13 protein-coding genes are annotated in these 16346 nt (G+C 71.1%); 5 read left to right on the forward strand and 8 right to left on the reverse strand.

Annotated elements, in window-relative coordinates:
• Positions 1–5 precede the first annotated feature (5 nt).
• The 3 genes from AC1P0E_RS28630 to AC1P0E_RS28640 all read right to left on the reverse strand — a co-directional run bounded on the left by AC1P0E_RS28630 (position 6) and on the right by AC1P0E_RS28640 (position 4330).
• On the reverse strand, positions 6–1283 hold the full coding sequence (locus AC1P0E_RS28630; RefSeq protein WP_482744993.1) for an ABC transporter substrate-binding protein: 1278 nt from the start codon (positions 1281–1283) through the stop codon (positions 6–8).
• 111 nt (positions 1284–1394) lie between these two features.
• Positions 1395–3194 (reverse strand): AMP-dependent synthetase/ligase, encoded by a 1800-nt coding sequence (locus AC1P0E_RS28635; RefSeq protein ID WP_482744994.1) that lies wholly within the window; start codon positions 3192–3194, stop codon positions 1395–1397.
• A 257-nt stretch (positions 3195–3451) separates the two neighbouring features.
• A complete protein-coding gene (locus tag AC1P0E_RS28640; protein WP_482744995.1) occupies positions 3452–4330 on the reverse strand; it encodes a LysR substrate-binding domain-containing protein in 879 nt (292 codons plus the stop codon).
• Between the two features lie 130 nt (positions 4331–4460).
• On the opposite strand from AC1P0E_RS28640, the gene AC1P0E_RS28645 reads away from it, so the two are divergent.
• Together AC1P0E_RS28645 and AC1P0E_RS28650 are read left to right on the forward strand one after the other, a co-directional pair.
• Positions 4461–5540: a bile acid:sodium symporter family protein gene (locus AC1P0E_RS28645; protein WP_482744996.1), complete on the forward strand. Its 1080-nt coding sequence runs from the start codon at positions 4461–4463 to the stop codon at positions 5538–5540.
• Entirely contained in the window at positions 5537–5950 is a 414-nt protein-coding gene (locus AC1P0E_RS28650) for a (2Fe-2S) ferredoxin domain-containing protein (protein ID WP_482744997.1), read from the forward strand. Before AC1P0E_RS28645 ends, AC1P0E_RS28650 begins: the two co-directional genes overlap by 4 nt.
• Positions 5951–6035: 85 nt before the next feature.
• On the opposite strand, the gene fdhD is transcribed toward AC1P0E_RS28650, so the two are convergent.
• The 5 genes from fdhD to AC1P0E_RS28675 are packed head-to-tail and all read right to left on the reverse strand — an operon-like array spanning position 6036 to position 12994.
• A complete protein-coding gene (gene fdhD, locus AC1P0E_RS28655; RefSeq protein WP_482744998.1) occupies positions 6036–6875 on the reverse strand; it encodes a formate dehydrogenase accessory sulfurtransferase FdhD in 840 nt (279 codons plus the stop codon).
• Between the two features lie 5 nt (positions 6876–6880).
• Positions 6881–7741 (reverse strand): 2Fe-2S iron-sulfur cluster-binding protein, encoded by an 861-nt coding sequence (locus AC1P0E_RS28660; protein WP_482744999.1) that lies wholly within the window; start codon positions 7739–7741, stop codon positions 6881–6883.
• Positions 7738–9969 (reverse strand): NAD(P)H-dependent oxidoreductase subunit E, encoded by a 2232-nt coding sequence (locus AC1P0E_RS28665; protein WP_482745000.1) that lies wholly within the window; start codon positions 9967–9969, stop codon positions 7738–7740. The genes AC1P0E_RS28660 and AC1P0E_RS28665 overlap by 4 nt, the downstream gene beginning before the upstream one ends.
• Positions 9960–11912, reverse strand: coding sequence for a molybdopterin oxidoreductase family protein (locus tag AC1P0E_RS28670; RefSeq protein WP_482745001.1), 1953 nt, complete (start codon positions 11910–11912; stop codon positions 9960–9962). The genes AC1P0E_RS28665 and AC1P0E_RS28670 overlap by 10 nt, the downstream gene beginning before the upstream one ends.
• The gene (locus AC1P0E_RS28675; protein WP_482745002.1) at positions 11909–12994 is read right to left on the reverse strand and encodes a 2-dehydropantoate 2-reductase; all 1086 of its coding nucleotides are present in this window, start codon (positions 12992–12994) and stop codon (positions 11909–11911) included. The genes AC1P0E_RS28670 and AC1P0E_RS28675 overlap by 4 nt, the downstream gene beginning before the upstream one ends.
• A gap of 128 nt (positions 12995–13122) precedes the next feature.
• On the opposite strand from AC1P0E_RS28675, the gene AC1P0E_RS28680 reads away from it, so the two are divergent.
• The 3 genes from AC1P0E_RS28680 (at position 13123) to AC1P0E_RS28690 (ending at position 16321) form a co-directional block, all read left to right on the forward strand.
• On the forward strand, positions 13123–14070 hold the full coding sequence (locus tag AC1P0E_RS28680; RefSeq protein ID WP_482745003.1) for a beta-ketoacyl-ACP synthase III: 948 nt from the start codon (positions 13123–13125) through the stop codon (positions 14068–14070).
• 175 nt (positions 14071–14245) lie between these two features.
• Entirely contained in the window at positions 14246–14920 is a 675-nt protein-coding gene (locus AC1P0E_RS28685; protein WP_482745004.1) for a GntR family transcriptional regulator, read from the forward strand.
• Between the two features lie 219 nt (positions 14921–15139).
• Positions 15140–16321 carry an ROK family transcriptional regulator gene (locus tag AC1P0E_RS28690; RefSeq protein ID WP_482745938.1) on the forward strand — a complete coding sequence of 394 codons (1182 nt, stop codon included), beginning with the start codon at positions 15140–15142 and terminating at the stop codon, positions 16319–16321.
• The last annotated feature ends 25 nt before the right edge of the window (positions 16322–16346 follow it).

The raw sequence follows: 16346 nt of genomic DNA on the forward strand, positions 1-16346 counted from the left end.
CACTCCTATCCGAAGGGAATCGGCGGATAGCACTTGAACGGCGACGACACCTCGTACTTCCCGTCCTTCAACCGCACCAGCGCCCCGCAGCCGAAGCTCTCCCGCTGCCCCTTCGGCTCGCTGCGGTCGCCCACCAGCGTCCCGCTGTCCGAGAACGACCCCGCCGCCTTCTGGAAGGAGTCGACGGTCAGGTCCTTGCCCGCCTTCTCGGCGATGGCGAGGAAGAGATCGGCCGACATGTACCCGGTGACCATGTGCATGTTCAGCGGTACGTCCTTGCCGCCCGCCGCCTTCCTGATGTCCTCCTTGAACTGCCTCATCCCCGCACTGTCCGACTCGAACGGCTCGAACTGGACCAGCACATGCACCCCGTCCAGCGCCTGCTTCGTCGCGTCCTTGGCGAGCAGCCCGGGGTCGTAGTCCGTCGGGTCGGACAGCACGCCCTTGAAGCCGCCGCGCTTGAGCGTCGTGAACAGACCGATGTTGTACGGCGTCTGCATCACGGAGATCACCACGTCCGGCGCCTTCCCGCCGTCGCTGCGCATGATCTCCTTGGTGTACGCCGACCAGTCGCTCGGCACCGAAGTCGCCGGCACCACGGCCTTGGCGTACGAGACCTTGTACCCGGCCGCCCTGAAGCCCTGCGTGAAGGTACGGATGCCGAACTTGCCCGCGTCGTTGTCATTGGCGAGCAGCGCCACCGACTTGCCCTTGGTCCCTCCCAGCACCTTGCCCAGCCCCTCCGGCCAGGTCTGATTGAGTGTGCCGCCCGGCATGGGGACGAGGCACCCGTTGAAGCCGTAGATGTGCTGGGGCCCGCAGAACGAAGGCAGCGTGCCCCAGCCGAAAGTCGGCACCTTCTGCTGCTCCAGGAAGTCCGCGCCCGAGAAGGTGACCGAGCTCATCGGGGCGACGGCGAAGACCTTCTCCCGCTGGACGAGCTTTCGCGCCGCGGCGAGGTTCTTCGCGGGGTCCTGTCCGTCGTCCTCCGCGCCCAGGTAGTCGATCTTCCGGCCGTTGACGCCGCCCTCCGCGTTCGCCCGGTCGTAACGGGCCTTCGCGCCGAGGTCGGTGTCCTTCTTGGAGTACCCGCTCGCGGTGGTCATGGAGACGATGCCGCCGACCTTGACCGAGTCGGCGCTCACTCCGCGTACCGAGCCGCTGCCGCCCTTCCCCGCGCCGTCGTTGTCCGGGGCGCCGGTCGATGCGGAGTTGCAGGCGGTGACGGTGGCGAACAGCAGCACTGTGGCAGCTGCGGCGATGGTGCGGATCGGTCGCGACACAGTGGGGTCCCTCCCTTGGGATGCCCGCATTCTGTGGGGGACCTGATGAACCGTCAATAACTGACGCATCGGTAATTGATGACCCGTCAGGTAACCGGTGCGGATGAGGTCCTACCGGTACAGCGCGTCGACCTCCACCGCGTACGCCGCCTCGATCGCCCTGCGCTTGAGCTTGAGCGAGGGGGTCAGCAGTCCGTGCTCCTCGCTGAACTGGTGGGCCAGTATCCGGAACGTACGAATCGACTCGGCCGGCGATACGAGCGTGTTCGCGGCCACCACCGCACGCCGTACCTCCATCTCCAGCTCCGGGTCCCGCACCAGGTCGGCCGGGTTCAGCGGCGGCTTGTCCCGCATCTGGAGCCAGTGGTCCACGGCCTCCTGGTCGAGCGTGACGAGCGCCGCGATGTACGGCCTGTCGTTGCCGACGACGATGCACTGGGCGACCAGCGGATGCGACCGCACCCGCTCCTCCAGTCCGGTCGGCGACACGCTCTTGCCGCTGGAGGTCACCAGGATCTCCTTCTTCCGCCCGGTGATCGTCAGGTAGCCGTCCTCGTCCAGCACCCCGATGTCACCCGTGGCCAGCCAGCCGTCGTGCAGTACGGCGTCGGTGGACTTGGGATCGTTCAGGTACCCGGAGAAGATCTGGCCGCCGCGCAGCCAGATCTCACCGTCGTCGGCGATGTGTACGGTCGTGCCGGGCAGCGGCAGCCCCACCGTGCCGAAGCGGGTGCGCTCGGGCGGGTTGGCGGTCGCGGCCGCCGTCGACTCGGTCAGCCCGTATCCCTCGAAGATCGTCACTCCCGCGCCCGTGAAGAACAGGCCGAGCCGCCGCTCCATCGCCGAACCGCCGGACATCGCGTGCCGCACGCGCCCGCCCATGGCCTCGCGCACCTTCGCGTACACGGCCTTCTCGAAGAACTGGTGCTGTAGCCGCAGCGCGGCGGAAGGCCCGGGGCCGGTGCCGAAGGCGCGGTGCTCCTGGGCCTCGGCGTACCGCACCGCCACCTCGACGGCCTTGTCGAACGGGCCGGCCTTCCCGTCCGCGTCGGCCTTGCGCCGCGCGCCGCTGTAGACCTTCTCGAAGATGTACGGCACGGCCAGGATGAACGTGGGCCGGAAGGCCACCAGGTCCGGCATCAGCGCATGCGCCGCGAGCACGGGCTGGTGCCCGAGCTTGACCCGCCCGCGCACCGCCGCGACCTCGACCATCCGCCCGAAGACGTGCGCGAGCGGCAGGAACAGCAGCGTCGCCGCCTCGTCGCCCGGCTTGGAACGGAACACCGATTCCCAGCGGGCCAGCACGGTGTCGGTCTCGTACATGAAGTTGGCGTGCGTGATCACGCATCCCTTGGGCCGCCCCGTGGTCCCCGACGTATAGATCACGGTCGCCACCGAATCCGGCGTCACCGCACGCCGGTGGCGGTGCACCACGTCGTCGGCGAGGTGCGCGCCCGCCCGGACGAGCTCGGCCTCGGCCCCCGCGTCCAGCTGCCACAGGCGCCCCAGCATCGGCAGCCGGCCGACCACCGAGCCGATGGTCATCGCATGGTCCTCGTGCTCGACCATGCAGGCCGTCACCCCGGCGTCGTGCAGCGTCCAGTAGACCTGATCGGCGGAGGCGGTGGGATAGATCGGTACAGGCTGGGCGCCGACCGTCCACAACGCGAAGTCGAAGAGGGTCCACTCGTAGCGCGTACGCGACATGATCGCGACACGGTCGCCGAACCGCACGCCGTGCGCCAGCAGCCCCTTGGCGACGGCCAGCACCTCGTCACGGAACCGCTCCGCCGTCACGTCGTGCCAGCGCCCGTCGTCGCCCTTGCGTCCGAGTACGACGCGGTGCGGATCGTTCTCGGCGTGATCGAAGACGACGTCCGCCAGTCCGCCGACCTGAGGCGCCGTCGCCATGGGTGGGACAGTGAACTCGCGCAATGACCTGCTCCTTGTGGCGCTCCGCACAGCGCCGTGACGCTACCTCAAGGTTTTGGTACGCGGGAGGGGGTCGCGGAATCCGAATTACTGTGCATATGCACCGCTCAACAGGTGCAATACGGTCACAGGGGGAAGGCCCGGGCGCTCTCCTGACCTTGGAGTAAGTAGGCTGCGCGCGAATCTCCACGGAATCTGTACGCCCGCTTCCCATTCCGTCTTCCCGCCGGGCGGTGTCACGGCCGGCCGGCCGGCGGCCGGTGCAGCCGGTCGCCACCGGCGAGGATGGCCGCCGCCAGCGCGTCGGCGGCGTCCTGGGCGGCGGCCCTCCTGCGGCCGTGCAGCAGGACGAAGTCGACGCCGCCGAGTTCCGGCAGACCCGCCTTCGCCGGTACGGGGGCCAGGCCCGGCGGGATCAGGCCCCGGGTGTGGGGCATGACGCCGAGGCCCGCGTGGGCCGCCGCGACCAGCCCGCTGAGGCTGCCGCTCGTACAGGCGATGCGCCAGGGGCGGCCGTTGTCCTCCAGTACTTCCAGGGCGCGGGCGCGGGTGATTCCCGGTGGTGGGAAGACGATCAGGGGAACGGGGCGGTCGGGGTCGAGGCGCAGCGACGGCGCGCCGATCCAGGTCAGCGTCGACTGCCAGACCAGCTCGCCGTGCGTGTCGCCGGGCCGCCGTTTGGCGAGGACCAGATCGAGCCGGCCTGCTTCGAGCTGCTGGTGCAGGGTGCCGGAGAGCTCGACGGTCAGCTCCAGTTCGACCTCGGGGTGATCGCGGCGGAAGGACTCGAGGATCTCGGGCAGCCGGGTGAGTACGAAGTCCTCGGAGGCGCCGAAGCGCAGCCGCCCGCGCAGCCGGGTCCCCGCGAAGAAGGCCGCCGCCCGCTCATGTGCGCGCAGGATCGTACGGGCGAAACCGAGCATCGCCTCGCCGTCCTCGGTGAGTTCCACGCGGTGGGTGTCGCGCGTGAAAAGCCTGCGCCCGGTCGCTTCCTCCAGCCGGCGCACGTGCTGGCTCACCGTGGACTGACGCAGGCCGAGACGGCGCGCGGCCTGCGTGAAGCTCAGGGTCTGGGCGACGGCGAGGAAGGTGCGGAGCTGGGTGGGGTCGTACATGGGAGTGAGCGTAGCGGCGGTGATCGGAGATCGCGATAACAGTGAGTTCGGCGTACGGGATTCCCGATCGCCGGGATCACGTGGACCATGGAGAGGGCACGTACCGACCGAGAGCGAGCAAGTGGAGCAGATGAGCCGCCGCACGTCGCAGTTTCGGTTCCCGTCCTGGCTGCCGGTCGATCCGTACATCCTGATGCTGATCGGGACAGTCGTCCTCGCGACCCTGCTGCCGGCGTCCGGCGCGGCGGCCGAGGCCGTCGGCGGGCTCTCGACGGGGGCCGTGGCGCTGCTGTTCTTCCTGTACGGCGCGCGGCTCTCCACCCGCGAGGCGCTCGACGGGATGCGCCACTGGAGGCTGCACCTGACGGTCCTCGTCTGTACGTTCGCGATCTTCCCGCTGCTGGGGCTCGCGGCGAAAGGGCTGGTTCCGTACGTCCTCACGCCCGAGCTGTACGGCGGCCTCCTCTTCCTCTGCTTGGTCCCCTCGACCATCCAGTCCTCGATCGCCTTCACCTCGATCGCACGCGGCAACGTCCCGGCGGCGATCTGCGCGGGCTCCTTCTCCAGCCTCATCGGGATCGTCCTGACGCCGCTGCTCGCGGCGCTGCTGATCGGCGGGGGCGCGGGTGGCGCGGGCGGCTTCTCCGCGGACTCGCTGCCGAAGATCGCCCTCCAGCTGCTGGTCCCGTTCATGGCGGGCCAGCTGCTGCGCCGGTGGCTGGGCGGGTTCCTGGTGCGGCACAAGAAAGCGCTGGGTTACGTCGACCGCGGCTCGATCCTGCTCGTCGTCTACACGGCGTTCAGCCACGGCGTGACCGAGGGCATCTGGCACCGGGTGAGCCCCGGCCGGCTCGGGGCGCTGGTGGCGGTGGAGGCGGCGCTGCTCGCGGCGATGCTCACGGTGAGCTGGTACGGCGCGAAGCGGCTCGGTTTCGGCCGGGCGGACCGGATCGCGATCCAGTTCGCCGGGTCGAAGAAGTCGCTGGCGGCGGGGCTGCCGATGGCGAGCGTGCTGTTCGGGGCGGGAGCGGGGATGGCCGTGCTGCCGCTGATGCTGTTCCACCAGATGCAGCTGATGGTGTGCGCGGTGATCGCGAAACGGCGCTCGCTGGATGGGGGTAGGGGAGAGGACAGCGCCGCGGGCAACCCGCACCCCACCACACCCGCACCCGCACGGGAAGCCGTCACACCTGGCAAGATCGTCAAGTGACTTCCGTGATACGCCCCTTCGGGCCCCGCCCGTGCGCCCTCACCGTGTGCCGCGGCTGCTGCTGCGGTGACGCCGGCAAGAACCCCGGTACCGACCACGAAGGCCAGCTCCGCCGCCTGCGCGACGCCGCCGCCGCTTCCGGTGGGCGGCTCCTCGTGCGTACCAGTGACTGTCTCGGCCCGTGCGGACAGGCCAACGTCGTGGTCGTCCAGCCCTCCACCGAGGGGCGGAGGAGAGGCGGGCGCGCCGCCTGGGTCGGCTGGGCACTGGACGACGACTGTACGGACGACATCCTGACCTGGGTCGCGGCAGGCGGCCCCGGCATCGCGACACCACCCGCCACCCTTGAGCTCCAGTTCATCCCGCCCCCGGCGGAGGCCAGGCAGCGAGCCCGGCGCGGGCAGCGCTGAACGGAGGGGCCCGGCACGGAGAGGCCCGGCCGGCGCAGGGGGCGCTCCCCGCCGACCGGGCCCGTATCCCGTGCCGCGGGGCGCGTCAGACCCCGGAATGCAGGGCGATGCGCTCGTCGCCCGCGTACACGTTCATGTTGGGTCCGCGCAGAAAACCGACCAGCGTCAGACCCGTCTCGGCCGCGAGGTCCACCGCCAGGGAGGAAGGGGCCGAGACCGCCGCGAGGACCGGGATCCCGGCCATCACCGCCTTCTGCGCCAGCTCGAAGGACGCCCGCCCGGAGACCAGCAGCACCGCGCGCGACAGCGGCAGTCGCCCGTCCCGCAGGGCCCGCCCCACCAGCTTGTCGACCGCGTTGTGCCGGCCCACGTCCTCCCGTATGTCGAGCAGTTCGCCCGTCTCGGAGAAGAGGGCCGCCGCGTGCAGGCCCCCGGTCCTGTCGAACACCTGCTGCGCCGCCCGCAACCGGTCGGGGAGGCCGGCGAGCAGTTCCGGTGTCAGCCGGACCGGGGGAGTGTCGGCGATCGGGAAGCGGGCGGTGGTGCGTACGGCGTCGAGACTCGCCTTGCCGCACAGCCCGCACGACGACGTCGTATAGACGTTGCGCTCAAGGGTGATGTCGGGGACCGGGACGCCGGGCGCCAGCTTCACGTCCACCACGTTGTACGTGTTCGCGCCGTCCGCTGTCGCCCCCGCGCAGTACACGATCGACTGAACGTCGTCGGCGGCCCCCAGCACCCCCTCGCTCACCAGGAATCCGGCCGCGAGCGCGAAGTCGTCGCCCGGCGTCCGCATCGTGATCGCGAGCGGCTTGCCGTTCAGGCGGATCTCGAGTGGCTCCTCCGCGACCAGCGTGTCCGGCCGGGCGCTCACCACCCCGTCCCTGACGCGGATGACGCGGCGGCGCTCGGTGACCCGTCCCATGGTGATCAGTCCCGACTCTGTACGTGCTGGTAGCCGAAGCGGCCCTTGATGCAGAGGTTGCCGTGGGTCACCGGGTTGTCGTGCGGCGAGGTGACCTTGACGATCTCATTGTCCTGCACGTGCAGGGTGAGATTGCAGCCGACGCCGCAGTACGCGCACACCGTCGTCGTCTCCGTCTGGGACGGCTCGTCCCAGGTCCCGGCGGCGCGCATGTCGAACTCCGACTTGAAGCTGAGCGCGCCGGTCGGGCACACCTCGATGCAGTTTCCGCAGTACACGCACGCCGAGTCCGTCAGCGGGGCGTCCTGCTCGACCGAGATGCGGGCGTCGAAGCCGCGTCCGGCGACGGCGATGGCGAAGGTGTTCTGCCACTGCTCCCCGCACGCGTCGACGCACTTGTAGCAGAGGATGCACTTGTCGTAGTCGCGTACGTAGAGATCGTTGTCGATCTTGGGCTGCTCGTTCAGGCGGGCCGCGTCCGGGCCGAAGCGTTCCGGCTTCGCCTCGTACTCCTTGATCCACTCGGCGGCGCGCGGCGTCGTGGAGAGATCGGTGGAGGAGGCGAGCAGCTCCAGCACGATCTTCCGGCTGTGCCGGGCACGCTCGGTGTCCGTACGTACGATCATGTCGGGCTCGGCGCGGCGCGAGCAGGCCGGGGCGAGCGTACGGGCGCCCTCGACCTCTACGACGCACACGCGGCACGCGTTCTTGGGGGTGAGGGTGTCGCCCTCGCACAGGGTCGGGATGTCCTTGCCTGCGGCCCGGCAGGCGTCGAGGACGGTCGACCCCTCAGGGACGCGGGTCGCGGCGCCGTCCAGAGTGAACTCGACGAGCCTGCGCGGCGGTTGAAGCGGGATCGCGGTCATTCGAAGGCTCCCAGGCGGTCGATGGCGGACTCGACGGCGTTCCACGCGGTTTGTCCCAGACCGCAGATCGAGGCGTCCCGCATGGCCCCGCCGACCTCACGGAGCAGCGCGATGTCACCGGCGGCGGCAGCGCCCGTACGGTTCTTGATCCGGTGCAACGCCTCTTCCTGCCGTACGGTCCCGACGCGGCAGGGCACGCACTGCCCGCACGACTCGTCGCGGAAGAACTCGGCGATGCGCAGCAGGACGGCGGGAAGTTCGACGGTGTCGTCCAGGACCAGGACGACCCCGGAGCCGAGGGTGGCGCCGGCGGCGCGCGTGCCTTCGAAGGTGAGGGGGATGTCGAGTTCGTCGGGGCGTACGAAGCCGCCGGCCGCTCCGCCGAGGAGGATGGCGCGGAGGTTGGGGGGCGGGCCTCCGGCGAGTTCGAGGAGGTCGCGGAGGCGGGCGCCGAAGGGGAGCTCGTAGATTCCGGGCCGGTCGACCTGACCTGACACGCAGAAGAGTTTGGTCCCGGTGGACGACGCGGTGCCGGTACGGGCGTACGCCGCGGCCCCCTCGGTGAGGATCGGCAGGACGTTGACGAGCGTCTCGACGTTGTTGACGGCGGTCGGCTTTCCGAACAGGCCCTTCTCCACCGGGAAGGGGGGCTTGCTGCGGGGTTCGCCGCGCTGCCCCTCGATCGAGTTGAAGATCGCGGTCTCCTCGCCGCAGATGTACGCGCCGGCGCCGCGCCGGATCTCGATGTCGAAGGCGTAGCCGTGGCCGAGGACGTCGGGGCCGAGGAGGCCGCGCAGCCGGGCCCGGGCGATGGCGTGCGTGAGGCGTTCGTACGCGCGCGGGTACTCGCCCCGGAGGTAGAGGTAGCCCTGGTGGGCTCCGGTCGCGTACCCGGCGATGGTCATGGCCTCGACGAGGGCGTACGGATCGCCCTCCATCAGGACGCGGTCCTTGAAGGTGCCCGGTTCGCTCTCGTCGGCGTTGCAGACGAGGTAGTGGGGGTGGTCGGGCCGCTGGGCGGTGGCTTCCCACTTCCGCCCGGTGGGGAACGCGGCGCCGCCGCGCCCGACGAGCCCGGCGTCGAGTACCTCCCGGATGACGCCGGCGGGACCGAGGGCGAAGGCGCGGCGCAGCGCGGTGTAACCGCCGGCGGCGCGGTAGCTGTCGAGGCTGTACGGGTCCACGGTGCCGACCCGGCGCAGGAGTACCAGGCCGGGGTCGCCTGCCTGGGGCACGGCGGCCGCGACGCCGGGCTCCGGGCTCGCGTGCTCCGGGGCGGCGATGGCCGTGAGCACCGCTTCCACGGCGGCCGGCGCGACGACGACGGCGACACGGTGCCGGGCACCGGGGACAAGCGCCCCGACCGATGCCCCGACCACCTGCCCGCCTCTGCCCTCCCCGGCCACGCCGGTTGCGCCGGCGGTCCTGGCGGTACTGGCATCACCGGCGGTACCGGCCGCGCCGGATGTTCCGGCGCCCGCTGCCGGCGCCGGCGCGGAGCTGCCGGGCTTGGGGCCGGGGCCCCGCCCCGGAGCATCGCCCCGCTCCGGGGGTCCGGGGGCTTGCCCCCGGATTCGGGAAGGGGCGGGTATGGGGAAAGTCTCTCGCGCCTTCACCGGAGCCCCTTCCAATGGGGCGCCGCCGGCCAGGGGTCCGGGCCCAGCAGCCGCACCGGGGCCCGCAACAGGCGGCGTAGCCCCCGCCTGCAACAGCAGCGCCGCCGGAGCCCGTTCGCACAGTCCCAGGCACGGGCTCGGCTGCCACACCACACCCCCCGCAGCCGAGCCGTCCGCAGCCGCGCCGCGCGCAAGGCTCACCGCCCCCGCCGCCCCCAACCTCTCCTCCAGCCCCGCGCACACCGCCCCCGACCCCCGCGCCGCGCAGGCGAGGTCCGTGCAGACGTACAGGACCTTCGCCGGGCGTGGCTTCACCGAGAACATCGCGTAGAACGTCGCCACCCCGTACGCCTCCGCCGGCGGCACCGTCAACCGGCGGCAGATGTAGTCCAGCGCCCCCTCGCTCAGCCACCCCACCCGGTCGTTGACCGCGTGCAGTGCCGGGAGGAGGAGGTCGCGGCGCTCTCGTGCCGCTGCCCCGCCGCGCGCCCAGCGCAGGTCGGTTCGCGACCGGTCCGCGCCCTCCCAGCCCGATTCCGGCGGGCCCAACAGATCGTCCACCGCCGCCCGTTCGTCGTCCGACGGCTTCGCGTCCGTGTACCTCAGGTCCATGCCGGCACCAGCTTCTCCACGTTCTCCAGCTTCTCGATCCGTATCGCCGAGGCCTTGAACTCCGCCGTCCCGGCGATCGGACAGTTCGCCTCGATCGTCAGCTGGTTCGTGTCGACCTCGTCGGGGAAGTGCATCGTCATGAAGGCCAGTCCCGGCCGCAGCCCCGGATCGACCCACACCGGCGCGGTCACCGTGCCCCGCCGTGACGAGACCCGGACCTCCTCACCCACCTCGACGCCGTACGCCGCCGCGTCCTCCGGACACAGCTCGATGTACTCGCCGCGCCGCAGCGGGGAAGCGAAACTCCCGCTCTGCACACCGGTGTTGTACGAGTCGAGCCGCCGGCCCGTCGTCAGCCGCAGCGGGTACTCCTCGTCCGTGAGGTCGACGGGCGGGTCGTGTGCGACGAGGCCGAAGGGAGCCGCCGGGCCCCGCCGCTCCGGGTCCGTCTCCCACAAGCGCGCGTGCAGGAAGCTCGACGGAAGCCGGTCCGTGCTGGGGCACGGCCACTGCAGGCCCTGGTGCTCCGCCAGGCGGTCGTACGTCATGCCGTAGTGGTCGGGGGACAACGCCCGCAGTTCGTTCCAGACGGTCTCCGAGTCGGCGAACTTCCAGTCATGGCCCAGTCGTTGCGCCAGCGCGCAGATGATGTCGATGTCCTCCCGGGCCTCGCCGGGCGGCTTCACCGCCGCCCGCACCCGCTGCACCCGCCGCTCGCTGTTGGTCGTCGTCCCGTCCGTCTCCGCCCACGCCGCCGTGGCGGGCAGGACCACGTCCGCCATCTGCGCGGTCTTCGTCAGGAAGATGTCCTGCACCACCAGGTGGTCGAGCGCGGCCAGCCGCCGCATCGCCTGTTCGCTGTCGGCCTCCGACTGGGCCGGGTTCTCGCCGATGCAGTAGACCGCTCGCAGCTCGCGGCTCTCCATCGCCTCGAACATCTCCGTCAGCGTCATGCCGTACCGGGGCGGGATGACGGTCTCCCAGGTACGTTCGAACCTGCCCCGCGCCACCGGGTCGAGAATGTCCTGGAAGCCGGGCAGCCGGTTCGGGATGGCGCCCATGTCGCCGCCGCCCTGGACGTTGTTCTGGCCGCGCAGTGGCTGGACCCCGGCGCCGTACCGGCCGACGTGACCGGTCAGCAGCGACAGGTTGATGAGGGCGCGCACGTTGTCGGTGCCGTTGTGGTGTTCCGTGATGCCCAGCGTCCAGCACAGTTGCGCCCGTTCGGCCGTCGCGTACGCGTGCGCCAGCTCCCGGATCGCGGGCGCCGGGACGCCCGTCACCTTCTCCGCCGCCGAGAGGGTCCACGGCTCGACCAGGTCGGCGTACTCCGCGAAGCCCGTCGTGGCGCGGTCCACGAACGCCCGGTTCACCAGCCCCGCGTGGATGATCTCCCGGCCGATCGCGTGAGCCAGCGGGATGTCCGTCCCGACGTTCAGGCCCAGCCAGCCCTCCGCCCACTCGGCGGTCGAGGTGCGGCGCGGATCGACGGCGTACATCCGCGCGCCGTTCCTGATGCCCTTGAGGACGTGGTGGAAGAAGATCGGGTGGGCGAAGCGCGCGTTGGAGCCCCACATCAGGATCAGGTCGGTGTGTTCGACCTCCTCGTACGACGAGGTACCGCCGCCCGAACCGAAGGCCGCCGACAGACCGGCCACGCTCGGCGCGTGGCACGTCCGGTTGCACGAGTCGACATTGTTGGTGCCGATGACCACCCGGGTGAATTTCTGCGCGACGTAATTCATCTCGTTGGTCGCGCGGGCGCAGGACAGCATGGCGAAGGCGTCCGGGCCGCAGGTGTCCGTCGCCCGCCGGAAACCGGCCGCCGCCCGCTCCAGCGCTTCGTCCCAAGTCGCCTGCCGCAGTGTGCCGTTGGCGTCCCGTACGAGCGGATGAGTCAGCCTCGTGTACTGCTTCGGCTGCCTGTCCTTCTTCTTCTTCACTGTGCGCTCCCAGCTGAGGAGGAGTTGGTGGCCAGCAGGTCCGCCAGCGCGTGCACCGCGCGCAGCGTCGGTACGGACGTGTCCGTCAGGCGGGCCAGTTCGACGACGGCGGCGAGCAGCACGTCGAGTTCGAGCGGCTTGCCCTTCTCCAGGTCCTGGAGGGTGGACGTCTTGTGGTCGCCGACGCGCTCGGCGCCCGCGATGCGCCGCTCCACGGAGATCTCGGGGTGGCAGCCGACGGCGGCCGCGACCTCCAGCGTTTCGCGCATCATCGACTCGACGAGTGCGCGGGTGTCCGGATGGCGGCAGATCTGGCCCATGGTGGCTCTGGCCAGCGCGCTGATCGGGTTGAAGGAGATGTTGCCGAGCAGCTTGATCCAGATGTCGTTGCGCAGGTCGGGTTCGACGGGGCATTTCAGGCCGCCGGCCCGCATGGCCTCGCTGAAGTCCAGGCAGCGGCGCGAGACGTCACGCCCCGGCTCGCCGATCGAGAAGCGGGTGCCTTCCAGGTGGCGTACGACGCCGGGCGCCTCGAGCTCGGTCGCGGCGTACACGACGCACCCGATGGCGCGCGCCGGCGGCAGCGTCGCGCTGACCGCGCCCGCCGGGTCGACGCTCTCGATGCGGCGGCCCGCGTACGGTCCCGGCAGGCCGTGGAAGTACCACCAGGGGATGCCGTTCTGCGCGGCGATCACCGCCGTACGGTCGTGCAGGAGCGGGTGCACGAGAGGGCCCGAGCCCGCGTAGGAGTTGGCCTTGAGGCCGAGGAAGACGTAGTCGACCGGCCCGACCTCGGCCGGGTCGTCCGTCGCGGCGGGCCGCGCGGTGAAGTCGCCGCGCGGGCTGAGGACCCGTACGCCGCTTCGGCGCATGGCCGCGAGGTGCGGGCCCCGGGCGATCAGATGGACCTCGGCGCCCGCGCGGTGGAGCGCGGCCCCGACATACGCGCCGATGGCTCCGGCGCCGACAACTGCGACTTTCACGGGGCTCTCCGATCGGTTGAGGGACCGAGTAAGGGGGAGCGGGTAGGGTCTGGAAGAGTCGACAGAATATTGTCTACAGTATGCCTTTGGGGCGGTCAAGGGTCGCCGTCAGCAAGAAGCTCCAAAGAGTCGGGGGCGAATCCTGTCGGTTCACTTGCCGTCGTACTGGTGAGTCGCAAAGAAGACTGGACCGTTCCGACTGTCCGCAAAGAGGGGTGGAACCGCCAATGACCGGCTCACGAGTCGTCGCGCTCGGGCACTATCAGCCTGCCAAGGTGCTCACGAACGACGATCTGGCGGCCCTGGTCGACACCAGCGACGAGTGGATCACCAGCCGGGTCGGCATCAGGACCCGCCACGTCGCGGGTCCCGACGAGCCCGTCGACGAGCTGGCCGCGCACGCCGGTGCCAAGGCCCTCGCCTCCGCGGGCCTCACCCCCGCCGACATCGACCTCGTGCTGGTCGCCACTTCCACCGCGATCAACCGCTCCCCGAACATGGCCGCCCGCGTCGCCGCCCGCCTCGGCATGACCTCGCCGGCCGTGATGGACCTCAACGTCGTCTGCTCGGGCTTCACCCACGCCCTGGCGACGGCCGACCACGCCGTACGGGCCGGCTCCGCCACCCGCGCCCTGGTCATCGGCGCCGACAAGATGGCCGAGATCGCCGACTGGACCGACCGCACCACCTGCGTCCTGGTCGGTGACGGCGCGGGCGCCGCGGTCGTCGAGGCGTGCGCGGAGAGCGAGGAGCCGGGGATCGGCCCGGTGCTCTGGGGTTCGGTGCCGGAGATGGGCCACGCCGTACGCATCGAGGGCACGCCCCCGCGCTTCGCCCAGGAGGGCCAGTCCGTCTACCGCTGGGCCACCACCCAACTGCCGCCGATCGCGCGCAAGGTGTGCGAGCGGGCCGGTGTGACACCCGAGGAGCTGGCGGCGGTCGTCCTGCACCAGGCGAACCTGCGGATCATCGAGCCCGTCGCGCAGAAGATCGGCGCCGTGAACGCGGTGATCGCCCGCGACGTCGTCGACTCGGGCAACACGTCGGCGGCCAGCATCCCCATGGCCCTGTCCAAGCTGGTCGAGCGCGGCGAGATCGAGTCCGGCGCGCCCGTGCTGCTCTTCGGCTTCGGCGGCAATCTGTCGTACGCCGGGCAGGTCATCCGCTGCCCCTGACGCTCACCGTCCCGTGATTCCCGGGCCTCGGCGCTGTCGCGCCGGGGCCCGCGTCCGTGCCGGGGGCTCATGGTGACGAGGATCTCGGCATGGGAAGGATCGCGCTCGGTAGACTGTAGACGATAGCCAATCACCGTCAGCGCTCGCCGATGTTTGCCCGAAGGGGGACACCGCGATGTTGTCCGCAGGACTGCCGCAAGGGACCGTACCCAAGCTGGAGAGGCCGGGACCGCTCCGCGAGCGCGTGTACGAGGCGCTGCTCGAACTCATCACGACCCGGGCCCTGCGGCCCGGCCAGCACCTCGTCGAGAGCGAGCTCGCCGGGCACCTGGGCGTGTCCAGGCAGCCCGTGCGCGAGGCGTTGCAGCGGCTCAACACCGAGGGGTGGGTCGACCTGCGGCCCGCGCAGGGCGCGTTCGTGCACGAGCCCACCGAGGAGGAGGCCGATCAGCTGCTCTCCGTACGTACGCTCCTCGAGGCCGAGGCGGCCCGGCTCGCCGCCGCTACAGCGGGGTCGGCCGGTATCGACGTGCTCGAAGAGGTGTGCGCGAGGGGCGAGCAGGCCGTCGCGGACGACGACGTGGACCTCGCGGTGTCGCTGAACGCGCAGTTCCACGCCAAGGTCATGGAGCTGGCGGGCAACGTCGTCCTCACCGAACTGGCCGCGCAGGTCGGCCGGCGCGTGCGCTGGTACTACACGCCGGTAGCCCGGCAGCGCGGCAAGCAGTCCTGGATCGAGCACCGCGCGCTGATCGCCGCGATCGCGGACCGCGACGAGCAGCGCGCCACCGAGATCATGCGGGCCCACACGGAGCACACCCGCACGACGTACCACGAGCGCGTGGTTTAGCGGCCCGGTCGACGAAAGGCGTCGCCCCGTCGCCCCGTCGCCGGCCAACTTCCCGCACGCTGTGGTCATTTCGCCGGGGAACCGTCTTTGTCCTCGGTGTGGAGAAAGTTGGAGTGGATTCCTGCGCAACTTCTTCCCACTCCCGGCAGCCGCTGCTACGTTCCCCTCCAAAGCCCGACGGAGAACGGCCTATGAGGCAGGGAGGGGCACGTGAGACGGATGACGGCTCGACCCGCGAACGCGCATCAGGCGCGACTGCTCCGTCTGCTGCGTGACGGCGGACCCAACTCCCGGGCCCAGCTCGGCGATCAGATCGATCTCTCCCGGTCCAAACTCGCCGTCGAGGTCGACCGGCTGCTCGACACCGGTCTGGTCGTCGCCGACGGCCTCGCCGCCTCGCGCGGCGGCCGGCGCTCGCACAACATCCGGCTCGCGCCCGCCCTGCGCTTCCTCGGCATCGACATCGGCGCCACCTCGATCGACGTGGCCGTCACCAACGCGGAACTGGAGGTACTCGGCCACCTCAACCACCCCATGGACGTACGGGAAGGCCCGGTCGCGGTCTTCGAGCAGGCCCTCGCCCTGGCGGCCAAGCTCAAGGCCTCCGGTCTCGCCGAGGGCTTCGACGGGGCGGGCATAGGCGTGCCCGGCCCGGTCCGCTTCCCGGAGGGTGTGCCGGTCGCGCCGCCGATCATGCCGGGCTGGGACGGTTTTCCGGTACGCGAGGCACTCAGCCAGGAGCTTGGCTGCCCCGTCATGGTCGACAACGACGTGAACCTGATGGCGATGGGGGAGCAGCACGCGGGCGTCGCCCGCTCCGTGGGCGACTTCCTCTGCGTCAAGATCGGCACCGGCATCGGCTGCGGCATCGTCGTCGGCGGCGAGGTCTACCGAGGTACGACCGGCAGCGCCGGCGACATCGGCCACATCCAGGTCGAACCGGAAGGCCGCGCCTGCGCCTGCGGCAACAAGGGGTGCCTCGAAGCCCACTTCAGTGGCGCCGCGCTGGCCCGCGACGCCGAGGACGCGGCCCGCTCCGGCCGCTCACCTGAACTGGCCGCGCGTCTCGAAGCGGCGGGACGGCTCACCGCCGCCGACGTCGCCGCGGCGGCCGCCGCCGGCGACGCCACCTCGCTCGGCCTCATCCGCGAGGGCGGCAACCGCGTCGGCCAGGTCATCGCCGGACTCGTCAGCTTCTTCAACCCCGGGCTCGTGGTGATCGGCGGCGGGGTGACCGGCCTCGGTCACACCCTGCTCGCCAGCGTCCGCACCCAGGTCTACCGCCAGTCGCTGCCGCTCGCGACCGGCAACCTGCCCATCGTCCTGGGCGAGCTCGGGCCCGCCGCCGGCGTGATCGGCGCGGCCAGGCTCATCAGCGACCACCTGTTCTCGCCTGCCTGACCCCGGCCGGCGCACGCACGACCCG

This window comes from Streptomyces sp. TRD_SC_5 (assembly GCF_056836825.1).